The 22,589-nt window shown below is 45.8% G+C and carries 16 protein-coding genes and 1 tRNA gene; 12 read left to right on the top strand and 5 right to left on the bottom strand.

Annotated elements, in window-relative coordinates; genetic code table 11:
- Window positions 1–3 precede the first annotated feature (3 nt).
- Together VC178_RS00300 and VC178_RS00295 are read left to right on the top strand one after the other, a co-directional pair.
- A complete protein-coding gene (locus VC178_RS00300; protein ID WP_323481194.1) occupies window positions 4–1,020 on the top strand; it encodes a tripartite tricarboxylate transporter substrate binding protein in 1,017 nt (338 codons plus the stop codon).
- 246 nt (window positions 1,021–1,266) lie between these two features.
- Window positions 1,267–3,705 carry a DNA internalization-related competence protein ComEC/Rec2 gene (locus VC178_RS00295; RefSeq protein ID WP_416350525.1) on the top strand — a complete coding sequence of 813 codons (2,439 nt, stop codon included), beginning with the start codon at window positions 1,267–1,269 and terminating at the stop codon, window positions 3,703–3,705.
- 26 nt (window positions 3,706–3,731) lie between these two features.
- On the opposite strand, the gene VC178_RS00290 is transcribed toward VC178_RS00295, so the two are convergent.
- Window positions 3,732–3,808 (bottom strand) — tRNA-Met (locus VC178_RS00290).
- A 258-nt stretch (window positions 3,809–4,066) separates the two neighbouring features.
- Between VC178_RS00290 and VC178_RS00285 the strand changes: the two genes are divergently transcribed.
- Genes VC178_RS00285 through radA form a run of 3 tightly spaced genes read left to right on the top strand, consistent with a single transcriptional unit; the run spans window position 4,067 to window position 7,814 of the window.
- On the top strand, window positions 4,067–5,908 hold the full coding sequence (locus VC178_RS00285) for a potassium transporter Kup (RefSeq protein ID WP_323481573.1): 1,842 nt from the start codon (window positions 4,067–4,069) through the stop codon (window positions 5,906–5,908).
- Window positions 5,905–6,414 (top strand): hypothetical protein, encoded by a 510-nt coding sequence (locus tag VC178_RS00280; protein ID WP_215296508.1) that lies wholly within the window; start codon window positions 5,905–5,907, stop codon window positions 6,412–6,414. The genes VC178_RS00285 and VC178_RS00280 overlap by 4 nt, the downstream gene beginning before the upstream one ends.
- Window positions 6,415–6,449: 35 nt before the next feature.
- Entirely contained in the window at window positions 6,450–7,814 is a 1,365-nt protein-coding gene (gene radA, locus VC178_RS00275; RefSeq protein WP_323481192.1) for a DNA repair protein RadA, read from the top strand.
- Window positions 7,815–7,837: 23 nt separating this feature from the next.
- Here the strand turns inward: radA and prmB are convergent, their stop codons facing one another.
- From prmB to dapD, 3 genes are read right to left on the bottom strand one after another with little or no spacing between them, the layout of a single operon-like run.
- Window positions 7,838–8,734: a 50S ribosomal protein L3 N(5)-glutamine methyltransferase gene (gene prmB, locus VC178_RS00270; RefSeq protein ID WP_216178243.1), complete on the bottom strand. Its 897-nt coding sequence runs from the start codon at window positions 8,732–8,734 to the stop codon at window positions 7,838–7,840.
- 44 nt (window positions 8,735–8,778) lie between these two features.
- Window positions 8,779–9,930, bottom strand: a complete 1,152-nt coding sequence (gene dapE, locus VC178_RS00265) for a succinyl-diaminopimelate desuccinylase (RefSeq protein ID WP_323481191.1) — start codon at window positions 9,928–9,930, stop codon at window positions 8,779–8,781.
- 6 nt (window positions 9,931–9,936) lie between these two features.
- Window positions 9,937–10,764 carry a 2,3,4,5-tetrahydropyridine-2,6-dicarboxylate N-succinyltransferase gene (dapD, locus tag VC178_RS00260; protein WP_323481190.1) on the bottom strand — a complete coding sequence of 276 codons (828 nt, stop codon included), beginning with the start codon at window positions 10,762–10,764 and terminating at the stop codon, window positions 9,937–9,939.
- A 173-nt stretch (window positions 10,765–10,937) separates the two neighbouring features.
- On the opposite strand from dapD, the gene smc reads away from it, so the two are divergent.
- From smc to VC178_RS00230, 6 genes are all read left to right on the top strand, one after another.
- Window positions 10,938–14,459 carry a chromosome segregation protein SMC gene (smc, locus tag VC178_RS00255; protein WP_323481189.1) on the top strand — a complete coding sequence of 1,174 codons (3,522 nt, stop codon included), beginning with the start codon at window positions 10,938–10,940 and terminating at the stop codon, window positions 14,457–14,459.
- The gene (locus tag VC178_RS00250) at window positions 14,460–15,524 is read left to right on the top strand and encodes a cell division protein ZipA C-terminal FtsZ-binding domain-containing protein (RefSeq protein WP_323481188.1); all 1,065 of its coding nucleotides are present in this window, start codon (window positions 14,460–14,462) and stop codon (window positions 15,522–15,524) included.
- Window positions 15,525–15,533: 9 nt separating this feature from the next.
- Window positions 15,534–17,549, top strand: a complete 2,016-nt coding sequence (gene ligA / locus VC178_RS00245) for an NAD-dependent DNA ligase LigA (RefSeq protein ID WP_323481187.1) — start codon at window positions 15,534–15,536, stop codon at window positions 17,547–17,549.
- A 12-nt stretch (window positions 17,550–17,561) separates the two neighbouring features.
- Window positions 17,562–18,326 (top strand): class II aldolase/adducin family protein, encoded by a 765-nt coding sequence (locus tag VC178_RS00240; protein WP_323481186.1) that lies wholly within the window; start codon window positions 17,562–17,564, stop codon window positions 18,324–18,326.
- Window positions 18,327–18,338: 12 nt separating this feature from the next.
- Window positions 18,339–18,524 carry a 4-oxalocrotonate tautomerase gene (locus tag VC178_RS00235; protein ID WP_215296516.1) on the top strand — a complete coding sequence of 62 codons (186 nt, stop codon included), beginning with the start codon at window positions 18,339–18,341 and terminating at the stop codon, window positions 18,522–18,524.
- 118 nt (window positions 18,525–18,642) lie between these two features.
- The gene (locus VC178_RS00230; protein WP_323481185.1) at window positions 18,643–19,665 is read left to right on the top strand and encodes a 2-dehydropantoate 2-reductase; all 1,023 of its coding nucleotides are present in this window, start codon (window positions 18,643–18,645) and stop codon (window positions 19,663–19,665) included.
- Window positions 19,666–19,724: 59 nt separating this feature from the next.
- On the opposite strand, the gene VC178_RS00225 is transcribed toward VC178_RS00230, so the two are convergent.
- A complete protein-coding gene (locus VC178_RS00225; protein ID WP_215296518.1) occupies window positions 19,725–20,648 on the bottom strand; it encodes a LysR family transcriptional regulator in 924 nt (307 codons plus the stop codon).
- A 137-nt stretch (window positions 20,649–20,785) separates the two neighbouring features.
- On the opposite strand from VC178_RS00225, the gene gcl reads away from it, so the two are divergent.
- Window positions 20,786–22,576, top strand: a complete 1,791-nt coding sequence (gcl, locus tag VC178_RS00220) for a glyoxylate carboligase (protein ID WP_215296519.1) — start codon at window positions 20,786–20,788, stop codon at window positions 22,574–22,576.
- Window positions 22,577–22,589: the final 13 nt, after the last annotated feature.

Raw genomic sequence — 22,589 nt, 5'->3', positions numbered from 1 at the left:
GATATGTTCGATAATCTGCGCAAGATAATGAATGATGCTTTGAGTCTTAAGCTTTCGATTTTTGGGCTCATTTTTGCAGCTTTAAATTTTGTTTCGCTAGGTCTTAGTGCGCAAGGCTACCCCAATAAGCCGATTACTTTAATTGCCCCCTATACCGCAGGCGGAGATAGCGATTTTTCAGGCAGAAACTTGGCTGCAGTAGCAACTAAGTTGATGAATCAACCTTTGATTGTTCAGAATATCGTAGGCGCATCAGGAACAATTGGTTCGCTAAAGGTTCGTAATAGCCCGCCCGATGGCTATACCTTGCTGATCTCACGAGTAGGTTCTCAGGCTATTGTGCCGGCACTCGACAGCAAAACCCCCTACAAGTGGAATGATTTTACTTTCATTACTTTGTTAGATTTAAATCCTATGGTGTGTGTTGTCAAAAGCGACTCACCTTATAAAAACATGAAGGATCTGCTTAACGCTTTGCGCTCTGATCCAGGCAAGCTCAATTATGCAACCGCTGGTGCAGGCACTTCTCAGCATTTATCCGTCGAAATACTGCTCAATGCAGCAAATCTACCTTCTTCAGCAGCTACGATGATCCCATATAAAAGCGCCGGTGAAAGTAGTGCTGCCTTACTGGGAAATCAAGTCGATTTTGTTTGTAACACGATGACTACTTTAGCGGGCCAAATTAAGGGCGGAAGTATGCGTGGTTTGATGGTATCTACGCCAGATAGACTAAAAGATTTCCCTGATATTCCCTCTAGTCGCGAGTTGGGATTAAATCAATTTGAGCAAGCCACGGGATGGAGTGGTTTATTTGGCCCACCAGGATTGCCCCAAGAGGTAGTGGATAAGTGGACTGAAGTATTAAAGAAGGTGGCTCAAGACCCAGCGTGGGAGGGGGCCAATAAAACAGCGGGAGCGATTCCAGCAATTCGCTCTCCATCTGAAACGGAGCAATTTGTGAAACAGCAAGTTCTTCTTTATGAAAAACTTGGCACGAATTTAGGTTTGCGTAAATAGTTTTCAGGAAATATATCTTGCTAGTGAGTCGGGTACGTTTGCCTGAGCTGAATTTATTTTCTTCTTTGGGCCGGGATAATGTCGTGCAGATATTGCTACATTGGTCGGCTCTCTGTACTGGCAATCCAAACTTAGCTTTAGCTTCTTAGGCCCTTGCGCTTAGCAATTACGGCGTTCATCGCCGGGGGATCATTTCTTTTATTTTTGCCACAAGTTCCAACATTATGGCTACCCGCATGCTTATTTATGAGCTTCTTGTGTTGGCTGGCTTTATACCTAGGCCCTCAAATCAGAGGGCTTCGATATATTTTTATTTGTCTTCTTTTATTCACTGTGGGCTTTGCTTGGAATGCAAACTATGCAGATAGGCGACTGGCAAATATTCTTGCCGAGGATTTAGAGGGCAAAGAACTCAGTGCTGAAGGAAGAGTTGTCGCTCTTCCACAAAGTAGTTCTGCGGGCGCCAAGTTTGCATTTGAGATTAGCTATCTTTTGAATGGCAAAGAAAAGATCAGTGTATTTCCTAAAAGAATCTATCTAAGTTGGCAGCCTGCATGGAGAAGCAATGAAGAGATTCCTCAAATAATCCCAGGGCAGCGCTGGAATTTGAAGGTCAAGCTCAAGAGACCATATGGATCTTTAAACCCTTATACCTTTGATTTTGAGCGTTGGTCATTTCATCAGGATTTTGGTGCTAGTGGATCCGTTAGATCTGGCAAATTGTTGAAAACAATTGATATTGGTCTGACCGAATTTGAGTTGCGCATGGAGTTAGCACGTTGGAAATTACGTGAAAAGATTCGTTCACTCTTGCCAAGCGATGCGCGCTATGCTGGCGTTATTATTGCGCTAGTGATGGGAGATCAAAATGCCATTGAGCAAGATGACTGGCGGGTATTTAATGCAACCGGTATAGGCCACCTCATTTCTATTTCGGGCTTACACGTCACGATGTTGGCAGGTATTGGGGCATCGATTGCTGGATTTGTCTGGCGGCGTCGCGCATGGCCACTTATCATTCCGGTGAGTAAAGTGGCAGCAGCCTCGGGTTTTATCACGGCATTCATCTACGCATGGTTAGCAGGCTTTCAGATACCGGCGCAAAGAACGATGTATATGGTCGGCGTCGTTGCCTTTGCTTTATGGACTGGCAGAAATCCAAGATCATTCGATATTTGGTGGTGGGCGCTCGCATTTGTTCTAGTCATTGATCCAATGGCACCTTATACGCCAGGATTTTGGCTTTCATTTGGAGCGGTCGCCGCCATTCTCTTTGCGATGAAAGATTCTTCTGGATTGTTGGGTATCCCCACTGGAAAAGAGTTGGAGGTGCATTGGTCAAATCGAATCTTGCAGGCACTACGTGAAGCTTGTCGTGTACAGGCAGTGGTAACCATTGCACTACTCCCTTTTACTTTGTATTGGTTTTATCAGGTGTCGGTAGTCTCGCCAATCGCCAATGCATTTGCGATTCCTTTGGTGAGTTATGTTGTGACCCCCTTGGCAATTGCTGGCGCCTTACTCCCAGAATTTATTGGCCGCTGGCTCTTATTGCCGGCACATGCATCAATGGAATACCTGGCCGTGATATTAGAGTGGTTGGCTCATTGGAATTGGGCGGTAGTTTGGTCGAGTCAACCAGTATGGTGGATGTTATTCATTTCGGGGATTGGGATTATTTATGCCATCCGCCCTGGAGATCTTTCCCATTCTTGGCCATCAAGATTGCTCGCTTTACTGCCTTCCCTATTATTTTTTATCCCGTTGGCTAATTTGGAGTACCAGACCCTTAGATCTGGAGAGTTTAGGGCAACAGTATTTGATATTGGGCAGGGCACAGCGGTCTTTATTGAGACTGCTAATAAGAGATTGCTTTATGACACTGGTCCGATACAGGGTAAAAAAGATGATGCTGGGCAACGTGTCCTGCTGCCGTACTTGCGCGGCAGGGGTATAGATCGAATCGATCGTATGGTAATTAGTCATAGTGATAGTGATCATGTGGGCGGGGCAGCCTCGCTACTGAAGCAGGTTGGGTTTGACACAATGATGGGGTCATTGCCAGGTAATAACCCATTACTAAAAAATTTACAGTTCAACAGCATTCCAAGTATTCCATGCCGTTATGGTCAGTACTGGATTTGGGATGAGGTGGAGTTTTTAATTTGGCATCCAAATGAAGATACGCTTTTTGAGAATCAATATTCGATGAAGCCTAATGAAATGAGTTGTGTATTAGAGGTGCGCAATAAAAATAGTTCGATCTGGTTAACTGGGGATGTAGAGAAACAGGGCGAAGCAGAAATGACTGATCGCCTTGATTCGCAAACACTAAGCGCATTAGATGAAAGAGAATTGATTTTTATGGCGCCACACCACGGTAGTAAAACTTCTTCGTCAATTGATCTATTAGCGAAATTGAGACCGGATATTGCTTTTGCTCAAAATGGATATCGCAATCGTTATGGCCATCCGCATCCGACCGTTACTGCACGTTATGAAGGTATGCAGATCCCTTTTCATCAAACGCCAAAGACGGGCGCGCAAATTTGGACTTTTACAAAGGGTGCCGGGACTTTAATCCGTTTTCTAAGGCGCGAGATAGGACGTCTCTGGCATCGTAATATTGACCAAGCTGAGGCTGGGTCGAAGCTTTCGAGCCCTATAAAAGCAAAAAGCCCTTAAAAATTAAGGGCTTAGTACTGAACTACTGGTTGCGGGGGCAGGATTTGAACCTACGACCTTCGGGTTATGAGCCCGACGAGCTGCCAGACTGCTCCACCCCGCGTCTGAAGACATAGATTCTACCATTTTTTGGACCCCTCTGTCGAGGTAAACCTTCAAAAGACGCGTAAATATGCGGTTTTCTGCCAAAAATTCCAGATTTAATGATCTGACATAAGGAGTAATATATTGCCACGCAACAACACGCTAGGAACAATTCATGTCAGTGAGTAATCCGGAGTTTTCTGAATCATCTCTATTGAGGCCGGTAGAGATTTCACGAGAGGATCATCCTCACAAAAAAGGCGCTTCGATTGCTTTAATGTTTGCTGCGATTGGCGTGGTCTTTGGGGACATTGGTACCAGCCCTCTATATGCACTGAAAGAGTGTTTTAGTCCTGAGCATGGTATTCCTTTTTCAGCCGATGCTGTTTATGGTGTGATCTCCATGGTCTTTTGGGCTTTTGCAATTGTGGTGTCGTTGAAATATGTTTTGTTTGTGATGCGCGCCAATAATCATGGTGAGGGTGGTATTTTGGCGCTGATGGCATTGGCCTTAAGGACGGCACCAAGCGGTTCCAGGCGCTCATTGTTAATCATCATGGCCGGTGTTTTTGGGGCCTGTATGTTTTACGGTGATGCAATCATTACACCTGCAATATCAGTTCTGTCTGCAGTCGAGGGTCTGGAGGTGATATCTAGTGATCTCACTCGTTTTGTGTTGCCGATTACAGTAGTGATCTTAGTTATCCTATTTGTGATTCAAAAGACTGGTACCGATGTAGTTGGAAAATTATTTGGACCCATTATGGTGCTGTGGTTTGCAGTGATTGGCCTAATGGGTATATATCAGGTCGTACAGCATCCAGCTATCTTTGCTGCTATCAATCCAATGTATGCCATTCACTTTATGGATGAGCATGCTCTGCAAGGCTTTATTGTGCTGGGCGCGGTGTTCCTAGTGCTGACTGGTGCTGAAGCGCTTTATGCCGATATGGGCCACTTCGGAGTGAAGCCTATTCGGATGGGTTGGTTCTTTATCGTGATGCCTTGTTTGCTTTTAAATTACTTTGGACAGGGTGCAATGTTTTTGAATAACCCAGAAACTATTAGCAACCCATTTTTCTTGATGGTGCCCGAAGCGTTTGTTTTCCCATTGGTGATCTTAGCTACTGCCGCAACCGTGATTGCATCCCAAGCGGTAATATCCGGTGCTTTTTCAATGACTAGCCAAGCCATCTTGTTAGGTTTTTTACCTCGTATGAAAGTGCGTCACACGTCTGAACGGGAAATCGGTCAGATTTATATGCCATTAGTTAATTGGGCTTTATTGGTTTTGGTTATTGTGGTGGTGTTAGCGTTTAAGAAGTCTGAAAACTTAGCTGCAGCCTACGGCATTGCGGTGACTACCACTATGATCGTCACCACCTTCTTGGCAGCGATTGTGATGCGTGTAGTGTGGCGCTGGAATACTATCCTAGTAACCTTGGTAATCAGTGCATTCTTAGCTGTTGATCTCGCATTCTTAACGGCTAATTTATTGAAGATTATGGAAGGCGGTTGGTTTCCGCTGTTATTGGGCGCAGTCTGCTTCATTTTCTTGATGACTTGGTATCAAGGCCGCAAGATCTTACGTCAGAAGGCGATCAATAATGGCATTGAGTTAAAGAGTTTCATCGAAGCCTTGATGATGCATCCACCACATCGAGTTGAAGGTACTGCCATTTTCTTAACGGCTCACGTCGATTATTTACCAGTATCTTTTTTACATAACCTCAAACACAACCACGTGCTTCATGAAAGAGTTTTTTTCTTAAAGGTCAGTATTTGGGATGTCCCTTATGTTAAGGATGATGAGCGTATTACTTTGCGAGATCTTGGTAATGGTGTGTATGTAGTTCGCACTGTGTATGGGTTTAATGAAACTCCGGACATGGGCCAGATCATCGAATTACTGCAGAGGTCTTCTGACTTGAAGTTTGATTTAATGAATACCTCATTCTTCCTGTCGCGCGACACCATTGTCTCTACGGAGATTCCGGGTATGGCATTGTGGCGTGAACGCTTGTTTTGCTGGATGTATCAAAATGCCGGTCGTCAATCAGACTTTTTCAAAATTCCTGCAAATCGCTTGGTTGAGTTGGGCGCAAAGGTGGAAATTTGAGAAAGAATTTTTCTCAGCGATCCAAAATATTCATTGGGATATTTTTATTACTGAGCTCCATTAGCGGCATTACTTTAGCAACGCCTGCTGAAGAGGCTGAGTTGGCTAAATTGGATAAGATCGAGTCAGAGCTAGAGTTGCAAAGAGACTGGGCTAAGTATCGCTGGGGCAAAGCTTCATCAGATTGCTATCAAAACTATTGGGTGAACTATTGCTTGCGTAGCGCTAGAGCAGAATATCGTAAAGAAATTGACCCCATTAGCGAACAAGAGCGTGCTTTGCATGAAGTGCAACGCAATTTACGTAAGAGTATTAAAGATCAGGAAGATCAAAAGCGTGCCGCTGAGCGGGCTTCGCCTGTCAAGGCTGCAGAACGGGTTGATAATCAACGCGAGTTTGAAGATAAGCAAAAAGCTGCGGCTGCAAGAGCGGCCGATCTGGAGCAGCGTCGCAAGGACGCCCCTAAGCGTGCCCAAGAAAATAAAGCTGGCACGCAACTCGATTAACACTGAATTTATTAGCTTCAATTACTAGGAATCTCTTGGCTAAAGTCAAAACGGTTTATATCTGCCAATCTTGTGGCGGTACTTCTGCAAAGTGGCAGGGCCAATGCCCATCTTGTCAGGCGTGGAATACTATGGAAGAGGGCTTGCCCGAGACCACTTCTAACTCACGGTTTCAGGGTTTAGCGCAATCATTACCAAGACAAAAACTCTCTGCAATTACTGCCGAAGATTTGCCACGTTTTAGTACTGGTGTTGAAGAGTTTGATCGCGTGTTGGGTGGTGGCTTGGTACCTGGTGGCGTAGTTTTATTGGGTGGCGATCCAGGAATTGGTAAATCAACACTCCTACTGCAAGCTTTGGCTGAGATGAGCTCTTCAGGTATGAATGTACTCTATAGCAGTGGTGAAGAATCGGCTGCACAAATAGCATTGCGTGCAAAACGCATCGCGCTCAATGCGCCACAACTAGAGGTCTTAGCAGAAATTCAGTTAGAAAAACTCATCTCCATCATGGATACTGTCAAGCCACAGGTATTGGTGGTGGACTCTATTCAGACTTTGTATTCTGAGGTGTTAAGTTCAGCGCCAGGTTCCGTCGCCCAAGTGCGTGAGTGCGCTGCCCAACTCACCAGAGCTGCAAAATCCAGTGGGATCTGTGTATTGATGGTTGGTCATGTGACTAAAGATGGCCACTTGGCTGGCCCACGGGTGCTGGAGCACATTGTGGATACGGTATTGTATTTTGAGGGTGACACCCATTCTTCATTTCGTTTAGTGCGCTCGATTAAGAATCGTTTTGGTGCCGTTAACGAGCTTGGTGTATTTGCAATGACTGAAAAAGGTCTACGAGGGGTCACTAACCCGTCAGCAATCTTCTTATCGCAGCACGAGCAAATGGTTCCCGGCGCTTGCGTATTAGTCACTCAAGAGGGCAGTAGACCACTCTTGGTAGAAATTCAGGCATTGGTAGATACAGCACATGTTCCTAACCCACGGCGTCTAGCAGTTGGCTTAGAGCAAGCCCGTTTAGCAATGCTCTTAGCGGTATTGCATCGCCATGCGGGCGTGGCGTGTTTTGATCAAGATGTATTTTTAAATGCCGTTGGTGGTGTCAAGATTTCAGAACCAGCGGCAGACTTGGCAGTGCTGCTAGCAATTCAGTCATCGATTCGTAATCGCGCCTTACCTAAGGAGCTCATCGTCTTTGGTGAGGTAGGATTGGCTGGAGAGATTCGTCCTTGTCCGCGCGGTCAAGAGCGTTTGAAAGAGGCTGCTAAGTTAGGCTTTACAGTGGCCATTATTCCAAAGGCGAATATGCCCAAGACCAAGATCCCGGGCTTAAAAGTAATTCCTGTAGAGCGAATTGATCAAGCGATCGCAGCTGCTGCAGAACTCAGTTAATTTTCAGTAAATCGTTTTATTTTTTAACGCAGATCTTCTGCTTGTATTAAGAGTACCTGCTCTTCGCCAGCAGACACTTCCATCCAGATCACAGGAATTTGTGGGAATGCCTTTTTGAAGTTCTCATACTCATTACCAATTTCAAGCAGAATAGCGCCTCGTTCAGAGAGATAATCTGGCGCTTGAGCAATAATCCTGCGAATTAAATCCATGCCGTCATCACCACCCGCAAGGGCCAAGGCTGGCTCAGCTTGATATTCAGCTGGTAGAGCGCTCATTGAAGTGGCATTGACATAAGGTGGGTTGCAAATAATCAGATCAAAGAGGTTGTCTTCATTGGGCTCGGGTAGTGCATCCCAAAGGTCGCCATCTAATAATTCCACTTGAGAGCTTAAGCTATGGCGATCCACATTGCGTGCTGCAACAGATAAGGCTGGCATGCTGATATCACAAGCGCTCACATGAATATCAGGACAAGAAAGAGCAAGCAAGATAGCCAAAGAGCCATTGCCAGTGCAAAGATCTAATGCTTTGCCATCGGCCGGTAACCATGGCTCCAATGATCCATCCACAATCAACTCCGCAATCCATGAACGGGGAACAATACTTTGTTCGCTACAGAAAAATGGCACACCCATTAACCAAGCTTCACCCAAAATGTAGGCCAGTGGTTTACGAGTTGCAATTCTTTGCTCAGCGATAGCGAATGCCATTTGGTATTGATCGCTCGTTAGTGTTCGCTCTAGATGATCTAGTGCTTCTGCAGGACTGAGTTCCAATTGTTTGCTGGTAATCCACAAGGCTTCACTCTGCGCATCGATAGCGCCATGCCCATAATGTAATTTTGCGGCCTCTAGTTTGAGTGCGACTTGATCAATGCACTGATTGACTGTAAAGGCTTGTGAAGGCTCAGGGTCCATGATGGATGAATTGTGTATTAAAAAAGAAAAGCAGTGGGGTGAGATTAAGCTATGAGCTGCTCAAGCGTTTTGCGATAGATATTTTTGAGGGGCTCAACATCATCAATGATGACGCACTCATCGATTTTGTGGCTAGTCGCATTGAGCGGCCCAAATTCCACAACCTCTTTGCAGATCTTGGCGATAAAGCGACCATCACTAGTGCCCCCAGTAGTGGAGAGTTCGGTATCCACTCGTGTCTCAGCTTTAATGGCTTTGCGTAAGGCACCTGCTAAATCGCCATCACCAGTAATGAATGGGCTGCCACCTAATACCCAGTCGATCCCAAAATCAAGACCAGCGTCTTTGAGAATATTTTCAAGACGTTCGCGCAATTGTTCTGGTTTGCTCTCGGTAGAGAAGCGGAAATTAAAATCGATTACCAGCTCACCAGGAATCACATTATTGGCACCAGTGCCCGCATGAACATTCGAAATCTGAAAACTGGTTGGCTGGAAATATTGATTGCCCTTATCCCACTCAGTCTCTACCAATGCTGTAATGGCTGGCGCAGACAAGTGAATTGGATTCGCACCTAAATGAGGGTAGGCAATATGCGCTTGTATACCTTTGATCTTCACTTTGCCGGATAAAGAGCCGCGACGACCATTTTTAATCATGTCACCTAACTGATCAACAGAGGTCGGTTCGCCAATCACGCAGTAATCCAAGCGTTGACCATGTTGTTGTAAACGTTCACACATGATGACAGTGCCATCATTGGCGGGACCCTCTTCATCGCTAGTAATTAAGAAGGCAATGGAACCTTGATGATTAGGATGGGTAGTAACAAATTCTTCTGTGGCAACTACAAATCCAGCTAGAGAGGTTTTCATATCAGCTGCACCACGACCGTAGAGTAAGCCATCACGAATCGTTGGCGTAAATGGGTTGCTGGTCCATTTTTCAAGCGGGCCAGTAGGCACTACATCGGTATGACCAGCAAACATCAGCACTTTGCCTTGATCGCCCGCTTCCCCTTTTTTGATGGCCCAAAGATTGGTGACCTGAAAATTCTCAGGCCCACTAATAACGCTCTCAGTATGAAAGCCAATTGCTTGTAAGCGTTGAGCAATTAAATCCTGGCAGCCACCATCTGCCGGTGTTACGGAATGGCAAGCGATCAGAGCTTCAGTAAGCTCAAGCGTGGCGCTCATAGATTTTTAGTCGCGCAGCAGTTCGTTGATGGCAGTCTTGGCTCTGGTTTGTGCATCCACTTTTTTCACAATGATTGCGGCATACAAACTGTACTTACCGCAAGCAGAAGGCAATGAGCCTGGAACTACTACTGAGCCAGCAGGAACACGACCGTAATGCACTTCACCAGTTTCACGATCATAAATTTTGGTGCTTTGACCAATGTAGACACCCATGGAGAGAACCGAATTCTCTTCAATGACGACCCCTTCAACTACTTCAGAGCGGGCGCCAATAAAGCAGTTATCTTCAATAATCACTGGGCCGGCTTGAATTGGCTCTAAAACACCGCCAATGCCAACGCCACCAGAAAGGTGAACGTTTTTACCAATTTGAGCGCAAGAACCAACGGTTGCCCAAGTGTCGACCATAGTGCCTTCACCAACATAAGCACCAATATTGACGTAAGAAGGCATCAAAACAGCATTTTTGCCAATAAAAGAGCCTCGACGAGCCATAGCAGGGGGAACCACGCGGAATCCGCCCGCTGCAAAGTCAGCAGCCGTATAGCCTTCAAATTTGCTAGGAACCTTATCGTAGAACTGGGTGTAACCACCAGCACTCATTGGAACGTTGTCCTCTAGTCGGAAAGAAAGCAGTACGGCTTTCTTAACCCACTGATTTACTTCCCACTTACCGACATCGCGACGCTCGGCGACTCGAATGGTGCCCGCATTGAGGCCTTCCAAGACCGCATTTACAGCGCTCTGGACGCTTCCAGGGGCGCTGTTGGGTGAGAGGTCTGCGCGGTTTTCCCAGGCTTGTTCAATGATGCTTTGTGGTGATTGGCTCATGCTTTTCAGTTAACTATCAGATTGTTAAGGGATTTTGTCCCTGGAGGTAGATCTACCATTATATCGATGGGGCAAAAACGCGTCTAAGTAGCCTTAAGCTTGCTATCATCTTCCCACTTTAGATGTAATTTTTACCCCTTTTTTGAACCTCTTTTTTCCCTGCAAAGTACGCCGTGCAACTGAAATCCATCAAACTTTCCGGCTTTAAGTCTTTCGTTGACCCAACCCATTTTGAAATGCCTGGCCAATTAATTGGTGTTGTAGGCCCTAACGGTTGCGGAAAGTCGAACATTATTGACGCTGTACGTTGGGTTTTGGGTGAATCCCGCGCCAGTGAGTTGCGTGGTGAGTCCATGCAAGACGTTATTTTTAATGGCTCAGGTTTACGCAAACCATCTGGTCGTGCCAGCGTAGAACTCATTTTTGATAATTCTGAAGGACGTGCTCAAGGTCAGTGGAGTGCTTTTACAGAATTAGGTATCAAACGTGTTTTGACTCGTGACGGTAATTCTAGTTATTACGTCAACAACCAAGTGGTCCGCCGCAAAGATATTCAAGATATTTTCTTGGGTACCGGTATGGGTCCAAGAGGTTACGCCATTATTGGTCAAGGAACAATTAATCGCATCTTAGAGGCAAAACCAGAAGAGTTGCGTGTGTTCTTGGAAGAGGCAGCTGGGGTTTCTAAATACAAAGAGCGTCGTAAAGAAACTGCTTCTCGTTTAGAGGACACTGTCGAAAATTTAACCCGTGTTGAAGACATTTTGCGTGAGCTTGATCAACAACTCACTCGCTTAGAAAAACAAGCAACAGTTGCCGAGCGTCATGCAGAGCTCTCTGCGCAAATGAAATCCCAGCAACAGTTACTCTGGTTTGTGCGTCAGACCGAGGCTGGAAAAGAGCAAGAGCGTCATGCCAATGCTATCCGTGATACCCAAGTGAACTTGGAAGAGCAGACTGCTAAGCTGCGTCATGCTGAGTCTGAACTGGAAACCATGCGTACTCAACAATACGCATTGCAAGATAAAGTCTCTGAGGCGCAAGGTGAGTTATATCAAACCAACTCTGATGTGAGTCAGGTTGAATCACAGATTCATTATGTACAAGAAGCGCGCCAACGCTTACAACAACAAACTCAAGATTTGCAGGCACAATTGCAGCGCTGGACCGTGCAAGAAACTGATGCTGCTCAAGCGCAACGCACTGCTGAGCATGAACTAAATGAAGCTTCAGAAAAAGAACAAACTCTCTTGGCAGACCTCACTGGCTTACAAGGGCAGATGCCAAGTCGTGAAGAGGCTTATCAAACTGCTGCACGTGATCTCAATAACGCCCGCGAAAGCTTAGCCTCTATTGAACAACGTCTTGCGAGTTTGGGTGAGCGTATTCGTGCCATGTCAGCTCAATCCGATGAGCTCAAAGGGCGTGAAGCCCGCTTAAGAGGTGAGCTTGATGGTATGCGTAGGCCAGATGCAGAAGCTTTGCAAATGGCGATTGATCGTCAAACTATGGCGCAGCGCAAAGTTGAAGAGTCAAAACAACGCGCAGGTGAAACGCAGCAACGCGTACCTGCTGCAGATGAAGCACGTAATGCTGCCCAACAAAAAATTCAGACAGCCAATCAAGATTTGGCTCAAACTGAGGCTAAGTTAACCGCTTTGACCGCCTTACAGGCCAGCGTGCAAGCACAAGGCAAGATTGGTCCATGGCTTGAAAGTAAAGGGCTTAAAGAAAGCAAACGTCTCTGGCAAGAGCTCAAAGTAGAGAGCGGTTGGGAAGCCGCTTTGGAGTCGGTATTGCGTGAGCGTTTGGCTGCAGTGACTGCAAAGAGTGTGCAAGAAACTCTCGCTTTAGCCAATGATGCGCCTCCAAGTCGTTTGGCGATTTTGCTGACAGAAGAAATTAGCCCAGCACATACATCAGCTCCAGCGGATTTCACACCTTTATTAAGTCGTGTGCAAAGTGCTGGTGCCCCAAGGCTTACCTCTGTGTTGCAAGAGTGGTTAGACAATATTTATATTGCCTCCAGTCTCGAAGATGCTTTGCATCGCCGTGAAAAATTACCAGCTGGTGGTGCATTTGTTACTCAGCAAGGCCACTTAGTGAGTCGTGTAAGCGTGCAGTTGTACGCAGCAGATTCTGAGCAGGCTGGTATGTTGGCCCGTGCGCAAGAGATGGAAAGTCTTGAGAAACAGTTACGCGCTCAAAAATTGATGCAGAGCGAATTGCAAGGTGAATTAGATCAATGCGTTGCTAACTATCAAGCGGCTCATCAAGCAGCAGAGCAGGCCCGTATCAATGCTGAGCAGGCAGTGCAAGAAGCTCATGGCTTTGAAGTAGAGAGAATGCAGTTAACTCAGGCTGAAGAAAAATATAGCCAGCGCGCTGCCCAAATTCAGGATGAATTGGGTGAGTTGCGTCTGCAAGGTGAGCAATTAGGTAATACACAAGAGCAATCTGCGGCAGAGTTAAGTCAAGCAGAAGAATCTAAGCAGGGCCTCCAAGATGCTTTAGCATCTGCTCAAGAAAAATTAGAGGCTGCCACGCAAGAACGTGATCGTTTGCGTGAATCTTTACGCGCAGCAGAAATGTCTGCACAAGAGGCTGCCTTTGCAACTCGCTCACTGCAACAGCGTATAGCAGACTTGCAACGTGATCAAAGTACTGCTCGCACTCAGATCATGGAGATTCAGGATAAGTTTGATCAGGCCACTCAAGAGTTAGTTTCCTTAAGTGACGAAGAAGCGCAAGAAAAATTACAGGGACTCTTGTTAGCTCGTAGCGCGCGTGAAGCGGCTTTGGCAAACGCTCGTACTGAGCAAGATGCTTTATTACATCAATTGCGTGAGGCTGATGAAGCCCGTATGCAGATAGAGCGTAGCTTGCAGCCAATGCGCGATAAGGTGGTGGATTTGCAATTGCGTGAGCAGGCTGCCCGCTTGAACTATGAGCAATTTGCGACTTTGTTGACCGATGCAGAAGCTGACTTAACTGCCTTGGAAGCAAACTTTAGTCCTGACCTAAAGGTGGGTGCCTTGCAGACTGAAGTCAATCGTTTAAATACTGAGATTCAATCATTGGGTCCAGTGAATATGGCTGCGCTTGATGAGTTATCCAGCTCACGTGAGCGTAAGCAGTTTTTAGATGCACAATCTGCTGACTTGAATGAAGCAATGCAGACTCTGACTGATGCGATTGCCAAGATTGATGCAGAGACTCGTGATTTATTGCAAGGCACCTTTGATCAAGTCAATGGTCACTTTGGAAAATTATTCCCAGAACTGTTCGGCGGTGGTCATGCTGAATTGGTGATGACTGGTGAAGAGATTTTGGACGCGGGCGTTCAAGTAATGGCCCAACCTCCAGGCAAGAAAAATAGCAGCATCTACTTGCTCTCCGGTGGTGAAAAGGCTTTGACGGCGATCGCACTGGTTTTCTCTCTTTTCTTGTTGAATCCAGCTCCATTCTGCTTACTTGATGAGGTTGATGCACCGTTAGACGATGCCAATACCCTGCGCTATTCTCAACTGGTCGCCAAAATGTCAGATAAAACACAGTTTTTGTTTATCTCCCACAACAAAATCACCATGGAAATTGCCCATCAGTTGATTGGTGTCACGATGCAAGAGCAAGGCGTATCACGCATTGTTGCCGTGGATATCTCTTCAGCGGTTTCAATGGTAGAGGCTGCTTAAGTGTACGTAGAACAAATCATGACAATGTTGGGCTTGTCTGATTTGCAGTTTGCCTTAGCAGTTATTGGACTACTGATTTTGATATTGGTAGCCATCCTCAACCTTAAATACTCCCGGGCACGTCGTAAAGCAAGAGAGCAGGATGAATATGCTCTTGATGATCGCTTTGCACGCGAGCCTAGTTTTGGTCAGGGCTTTGCAGATGCTGACTCAAGTGAGCGTAATGAACCTAGTTTTGGTAACGTGCTTTTAGCAACGACTTCTTCTCCTGAGAAGTTTGCCATCGATCCTCGTATTGACTGCGTCATTACACTACGCTTTGATGAAGGTATCAGCGGGGCAGAGATTCTTGAAGAAATTAATACATGGACAGACTTACAAACGCAATCTGCTGCAAAGTGGATGTGCGAAGGTTTGAATGTTGATCAGGAGTGGGAAGAGTTAAACCCGCAATCTTCATACTCTGAACTCCAATTAGCTATTCAGCTAGCAACTCGCCGTGGTGCCATTGGCGTCTTGGAATTATCTGATTTCTGTTCTCGCGCTCAAGCGCTCGCCGATACCCTGGGTTCCCAAATCGACATGCCTAGCGTCAACACCATGCTAGAGAGCGCTAAAGAGTTGGATGTGATGGCGGCAGATAGTGATATTCAACTTAGTATCAACGTGCTCTTTGATGAAGCTTGCCCTTGGGGTAATTTTGATGCGCTGATGCGTCAACGTGGTTTCAAGTTAGCGCGCAATCGCCGTGAATATGAGTTTTACAGTAATGGCGCATTGATCTTTACTAGCGCAGGCTTAGACCCAAACAAGTCGGTAATGCAATTGACCTTACTCTTAGAAGTTCCTCTGATTGCGCAAGAAGAGCGCGCCTTTGAAAGAATGTTGGCTGAGGGCGTGGAGATTGCGCAAGCTGCCCATGGTCGTTTAGTGGATGACAATGGTATTAATTTGAGCGAAGCAGCTGTGATCAGTATTCGTCAGCATCTTGATGGCCTTTATGCCAATCTTGAGAAATCTGGCATCCCTGCTGGATCTTCCACAGCTAGCAGACTCTTTAGCTAGGACATCACCTTGTCGTCGAATAGTCCGATAAATACAGCGGAGCGTTACGCATTCTTACAGGCTGAGCTTGCCCGCCTAGAGCATGCTTACTATGTTCTAGATAATCCACTATTACCTGATATTGAATATGACCGCCTCTATCGAGAGTTATTGGATATTGAAGCGGCTCATCCAGAGTGGATTACACCAGAGTCCTTATCTCAACGGGTCGGTGGCACTGCCTTAAAAGAGTTTGACTCAGTGACTCATGAAGTACCCATGCTCTCGCTCAATAATGCATTTGAAGAAGCTGAGCTAAGCGCTTTTGATCGTCGTTGTCGTGAAGGCTTGCACGCGGATCATGTAGCTTATGCAGGCGAGTTGAAGTTTGATGGTCTGGCCATTTCTCTGCGTTATGAAAATGGCTCTTTAGTCAGAGCCGCTACTCGTGGTGATGGGGCCAGTGGTGAAGACGTTACTGCGAACATCAAAACAATTCGTGCCATCCCTCTGAAATTAACGGGTAAAAGTATTCCACGAGTTTTAGAGGTTCGTGGTGAGGTCTTTATGTACCTCAAAGACTTTCAAAAAATGAATCAACAGGCAGCTACTAGTGGCGAAAAAGAATTTGCCAACCCTCGCAATGCTGCTGCGGGAAGCTTACGTCAATTAGATTCAAAGATCACCGCAAAAAGGCCACTTTCTTTCTTTGCCTATGGGCTGGGTGCTTTAGAGCCGCAGTCTTGGCTACCAAAAACTCATGAAGAATTACTCAATGCTTATATACAACTTGGGTTGCCAGTGTGCTCAGAGCGCAGGATTCTTCATTCAGTTGCGGAGATCTTGGCTTTCTACAATGAGATTGGTGCCAAACGTGATGCATTGCCCTATGACATCGACGGTGTTGTCTATAAAGTCAATTCATTTGCAGAGCAGACAAAACTTGGCTTTGTATCTAGAGCTCCACGATTTGCATTAGCTCATAAGTATCCAGCTCAAGAGGCGCTGACTACTGTATTGGGAATCGATGTGCAAGTAGGTCGTACTGGCGCAATTACTCCCGTTGCACGACTGGCTCCAGTTGAGGTGGGTGGCGTTACTGTTACCAATGCTACCTTGCATAACGAAGATGAAGTCAAGCGCAAGGATGTGCGTATTGGGGATACCGTTTCGGTACGAAGAGCAGGTGATGTGATTCCCGAAGTAGTGTCGGTGATCAAAGATCGCCGACCCGCAGATACGAAAGAATTTGTGATGCCAGTTAATTGCCCAGTATGTGATTCTCATATTGAGCGTTTAACCGATGAAGCAGTGGCACGCTGCAGTGGTGGCTTATTTTGTGGTGCGCAGCGTAAGCAAGCTTTAATTCACTTTGCCCACAGAAGGGCTCTCGATATTGAAGGTTTGGGTGAAAAGATTGTTGATCAATTAGTGGATCAAAATCTCGTGAGAACGCCGGCTGATCTTTATCGCCTCGGTTTCACCGCTTTAGCGAATCTAGAGCGAATGGGTGATAAGTCAGCGGATAATCTCATTCAGGCGATTAATCAATCTAGAAATACTACCTTAGCTAGATTTATCTTCGCCCTCGGTATTCGTCATGTTGGCGAGACCACCGCAAAGGACTTGGCCAATCATTACCAATCGATGCATGCGCTCATGGATGCCAGTATCGAGGATTTATTGACTGTTAAAGATGTGGGTCCTGTGGTTGCAGACTCAATCACCAGCTTTATGCAAGAAGCACATAACCGAGAGGTCATTGAGCAGCTCCTGGCTTCAGGAATGCAGCTTTCTGTCGAGGAAAAAATCATCAGCGCAGCTGTAGCGGGTAAAACATTTGTCCTTACTGGCACCTTCCCAACAATGACCCGCGATGAAGCTAAGGAACTCTTGGAAAAAGCGGGTGCTAAAGTCGCTGGCTCAGTTTCTAAAAAAACTGACTATGTTGTTGCAGGAGAGGATGCAGGCAGCAAGCTTACTAAGGCAGAAGAGTTGGGTGTACTAGTGATTGATGAGTCAACAATGTTGCATTTATTAAAGTAGTTCTATTCTCAGATGAATTCCTTGCATTCTAAATTTCATATCAACTCCGGGGATTGGGCTAGCTTAGAGCCAATCTCTGACCAAGAAAAACAAGTTCGCATTGATTTAGCGACAGCTTATCAATTGGCTTATTTAAAGAATTGGGATGATGGAATCTATACCCATATTTCAGCTTCAGTGCCTGATGAAGATGGTGCTTATTTACTCAATCGATTTGGATTGCGCTTTAATGAAGTGACTCCTCAAAATTTAGTAAAGGTAAACCTACAGTGCCAGGTATTGACAGGAGAAGGCCCTGTCAATCAGACAGGGTTTGCGATTCATGGTGCAGTACATGCTGCGCGCCCTGATGCAAAGTGTGTATTACATCTTCACGTAGATTCAGTAATTGCCATATCGGCTCAAGCAAAAGGACTCTTGCCAATTTCGCAGCACGCTTTACGTTTTTATCGTGATGTGGCGTACCACGACTATCAGGGATTGGCATTGTCTGCCAGGGAGCAGACTACTCTAGTAAAAAATTTGGCTGATAAGAAAGCAATCCTTTTGCATAACCACGGCAGCATTGTTTGTGGAGCTTCCATACAGCAAGCATTTTATTTAATGGATGTTCTGGATAAGGCCTGCAAAATTCAGGCGCTATCTAGGTCTGATCAGGATTTTATTTGTCCACCTGCTGAAATCTGCGAATTAACTTATAGACAGCTATGTAGTGATGGGGATGATGAGGGTCGGCTAGAATGGCCTGCATATCAAAGAGCTTTGATGGATAGATAAAAGGAGAAAACAATGCCATTAATTCAAGTGCAATTATTCGAAGGTCGTAGTGATGATGTAAAGCGGGAATATGCAAAAGCCATCACAGAGGCTGCTGTAAAAATTATGGGTTGCACTGCAGCATCAGTCGATGTGATTTATCAGGATGTAAAAAAATCTGATTGGGCGACAGCAGGAAAACTGTGGAGTGATTCCTAGCTATTAAATAGTCGATATTCCTTCCGGGAATATCTCATATAGCATCTCTTGTATTCACAAGCGAACATAGTTTGCGCAAGATACTTCAAATCATATTTTTAGATTCTGAGGAGGCTGTATGAAAATCTGCGTCATTGGAGGTGGTGGAGCAATTGGTGGTTACTTGGCTGCTAAATTAGCCAGGGCTGGTAATCAAGTAACCGTAGTTGCGCGGGGCGCTACCCTGGCAACAATCCAAAAAAATGGTCTAACACTCTATATGGAGAGCGAGCCTCGTCCTATTGTTGCTCAGGTTAGGGCAGTGGAAAAAATTAGTGATGTCGGCATACCTGATGTCATCATGTTGGCTGTAAAGGCACATCAAATTGAGCCAATCATTGATGATTTGGCAAGCATTGTTGGCCCTGAGACCACATTGATCCCAATGCAAAACGGCATTCCATGGTGGTACTTCCAAAATCTACCAGGCCCATTTGAAAACTTCCCGGTAGAGACGGTCGATGCTGGTGGGCAGATTATGAAAAAGATTAATCCACGAAATGTGATTGGTTGTGTTGTCTATCCAGCCACCTATGCAGAGTCTCCTGGCGTAATCCGTCATGTAGAGGGCAATCGTTTTCCGCTTGGTGAGCTTGATGGATCTCAATCCGAGCGCATCCAAAAAATTTCTCAGATGATGTCAGACGCTGGATTTAAGTCACCTATCTTAGAAGATATTCGCTCAGAGATTTGGTTAAAGCTCTGGGGTAATATGACTTTTAATCCTATCAGTGCGCTCACTCATGAGCATCTTGAGGGTATTTGCAGAAATCCTCTGACTAAGGATTTGGCGCGCAATATGATGCTCGAGGCACAAACCATTGCTGAGAAGTTAGGAGTTATATTCCGGGTGGATGTTGAAAGACGTATTTCTGGAGCAGAAAAAGTTGGCAAACACAAAACCTCAATGCTTCAGGATCTCGAAGCTGGCAATAACTTAGAGATCGATGCATTACTAGGTTCTGTGATTGAGCTTGGGCGCATTACCAATACTCTGACACCTTGTTTAAGCACTGTATTTGCTTTAACTAAACTTTTAAACACTAAGGTTCAAACCTCACAAGGCAGGTTGGCTCTGCCAGAGCTTGTACTTGAACATTAGCCTTACCAAAGTCCTGCAGTATGTTGTAGTTTGATCCCATCTTGATGATGGGATTTTTTTTATTCAGACTTCCCTGCTGGCAAGCCCTTCCACCATTCCCCTTTGAATTGTCCCTGCAGCCAATCAATACATTGGACTACTTTGGTGGGGACATGTTTTGGTGAGGAGAAGACCGCATGAATTTCTTGACTTGGTAGTGTCCAATCCTCCAAGATGGGTCTCAGAACTCCATCCTTCATCGATTGATGCGCTACATAACAGGGGAGTGCAGCCAAACCCATGCCTGCTCTAGCTGCTGATAAGACGGAAGAGAGATTGTTAGAGGTGAACGGCCCTTTCACCTCGATAGATTCTGAATGACCTGATTGGTCTGTGAAACTCCAGCGATGGTCGCCTTGCACCGTGGAGTAGATTAAGGCAAGGTGTTTACGGATTTCCTCTGGGGCTTTGGGGATCGAGTGTTTTTCGAGATACTGAGGGGTAGCAACCAATACCCAAGGGTTGGTACCAAGAAATCTCGATCCTAAAGAAGAGTCTGGTAAACGTCGCATCCGAATCGCTAAATCGACACCTTGTTCGACAAGATTGATATAGCGATCATCCATACTGAGATTGACTTCAAGCTCTGGATGAAGTGCCATAAATTCGAGAATGGAGGGTGTGAGAACCCGCCGCCCAAAAGCAACCGATGAATTAATCGTTAGCCTGCCCCGAACTTTGGATTGCATCAAGGAAGCTAGGTCATCAGCCTCTTCAATTTCACGGGCTATCAACTTGCATTTCTCGTAATAAATTTTCCCAATCTCAGTGGGGGTGACTCCACGAGTGCTGCGGTGCAGCAGTAATGCCCCTAAGCGCTTCTCCATGGATGCAACAAATTTGGTGGCTGTGGGTTGGGTAATGCCTAAATCTTCAGCAGCCTTACTAAATGAGCCCGTTTCTACGACTCGAATAAAGAGGGATATTCCTTGTACGCGATCCATGACAGGGCTCTCTGGTGGCAATAGATAGGTGATTTTTACACTATTCCACAGTGGAATACTAGATATAGATTTGCTGAGGTTCTCTAATTACCTGAATTTGGGGATGATTCGTCCATACCCATATGAGGAGATGAATCATGGCAAAAATGAAAGCAGCAATGGCAGCAGTGTTGGTGATGGAAAAAGAGGGCGTTACCCAAGCCTTTGGAGTACCAGGTGCTGCAATTAATCCCCTATACGCCCAAATGCGCGAACGTCAGTCGATTGCCCACGTACTAGCGAGACACGTAGAGGGTGCTTCTCATATGGCAGAGGGCTACACAAGAGCCGCTCCAGGAAATATCGGTGTCTGTATTGGTACATCGGGCCCCGGCGGCACAGATATGATCACCGGCTTGTATTCAGCGCAAGCAGATAGCATTCCAATTTTATGTATTACAGGTCAAGCTCCACGCGCTAAATTACATAAAGAAGATTTCCAGGCGGTGGATATTGCTTCAATCGCTAAGCCTTTAACCAAGATGGCAGTTACCGTACTTGAGCCAGCATTGGTTCCAAGAGTATTCCAACAGGCATTTCACTTAATGCGCTCTGGCCGTCCTGGACCAGTGTTGATTGATTTACCAATTGATGTGCAGATGGCTGAGATCGAGTTTGATATCGATACTTATGAGCCATTGCCTGCCTACAAACCACAGGCAACTCGCAAGCAGATTGAGAGAGCGCTTGAAATGCTCAATGAATCTGAGCGTCCCTTAATTGTGTCTGGTGGTGGCGTGATTAATTCTGATGCTTCAGATCTTTTAGTGCAGTTTGCAGAGATCACTGGCATTCCTGTCATTCCAACGCTCATGGGTTGGGGCTCGATCCCTGATAGTCATCCATTGATGGCTGGTATGGTTGGTTTACAAACATCACATCGTTATGGCAATGCCACCATGTTGGCAAGTGATTTTGTTTTAGGCATCGGTAACCGTTGGGCAAATCGCCACACGGGTTCAACCGAGGTGTATTGCAAGGGCCGTAAGTTTATCCACGTCGATATTGAGCCTACTCAGATCGGTCGTATCTTTACTCCTGATTTTGGTATTGTGTCCGATGCAAAAGCTGCGTTAGCCCTGTTTATAGAAGTTGCAACGGAGATGAAGAAAGCTGGCAAGCTGAAAGATCGCACTAAGTGGTCAGCTGAATGCTTGGGTAGAAAAAATTCTATCGACTATCAGCGCAAGACAAACTTTAATGAATCTCCAATGAAGCCGCAGCGCGTGTATCAAGAGATGGTTCAAACGTTTGGCGAAGATGTCACTTATGTCAGTACGATTGGTCTCTCGCAAATTGCTGGCGCTCAATTCTTGAAAGTATTCAAGCCTCGTCATTGGATTAACTGTGGTCAAGCTGGTCCATTGGGCTGGACAGTACCAGCAGCCCTAGGTGTTCGTGCTGCTGATCCAACCCGTAAGATTGTGGCCCTCTCAGGCGACTATGACTTCCAGTTCATGATTGAAGAGTTGGCTGTCGGCGCACAGTTTAAGTTGCCATTCATCCAAATTTTAGTTAACAACAGTTATCTTGGATTAATCCGACAAGCACAACGTGGCTTTGAGATGGATTACTGTGTGCAATTGGCTTTCGATAACGTCAATATTCCGGAAAGCGCTGGCATTGTGAAGGGTTATGGCGTAGATCACGTGAAGGTTGTTGAGGGACTTGGCTGTAAGGCCATCAGAGTAGAGCGTGAAGACCAATTGGCTCCTGCAATTGCTCAAGCCGAGGCATGGATTGCTGAATTTAGAGTACCAGTCGTAGTTGAAGTGATTCTAGAGCGAGTCACTAACATTGCGATGGGGACAGAAATCGATAGCGTTAACGAGTTTGAGCCTGTTGCTAAATCTATTGAAGATGCTCCAGTAGCAGTTCTTCAGTCCTAGTTTGTCATTCAGA

Origin of the sequence: Polynucleobacter sp. AP-Sanab-80-C2 (assembly GCF_035012965.1) — a bacterium.
GTDB lineage: Bacteria > Pseudomonadota > Gammaproteobacteria > Burkholderiales > Burkholderiaceae > Polynucleobacter.
The sequence above is the reverse complement of the archived record's forward strand: the minus strand, read 5'-3'. Positions and strand labels throughout refer to the sequence as shown.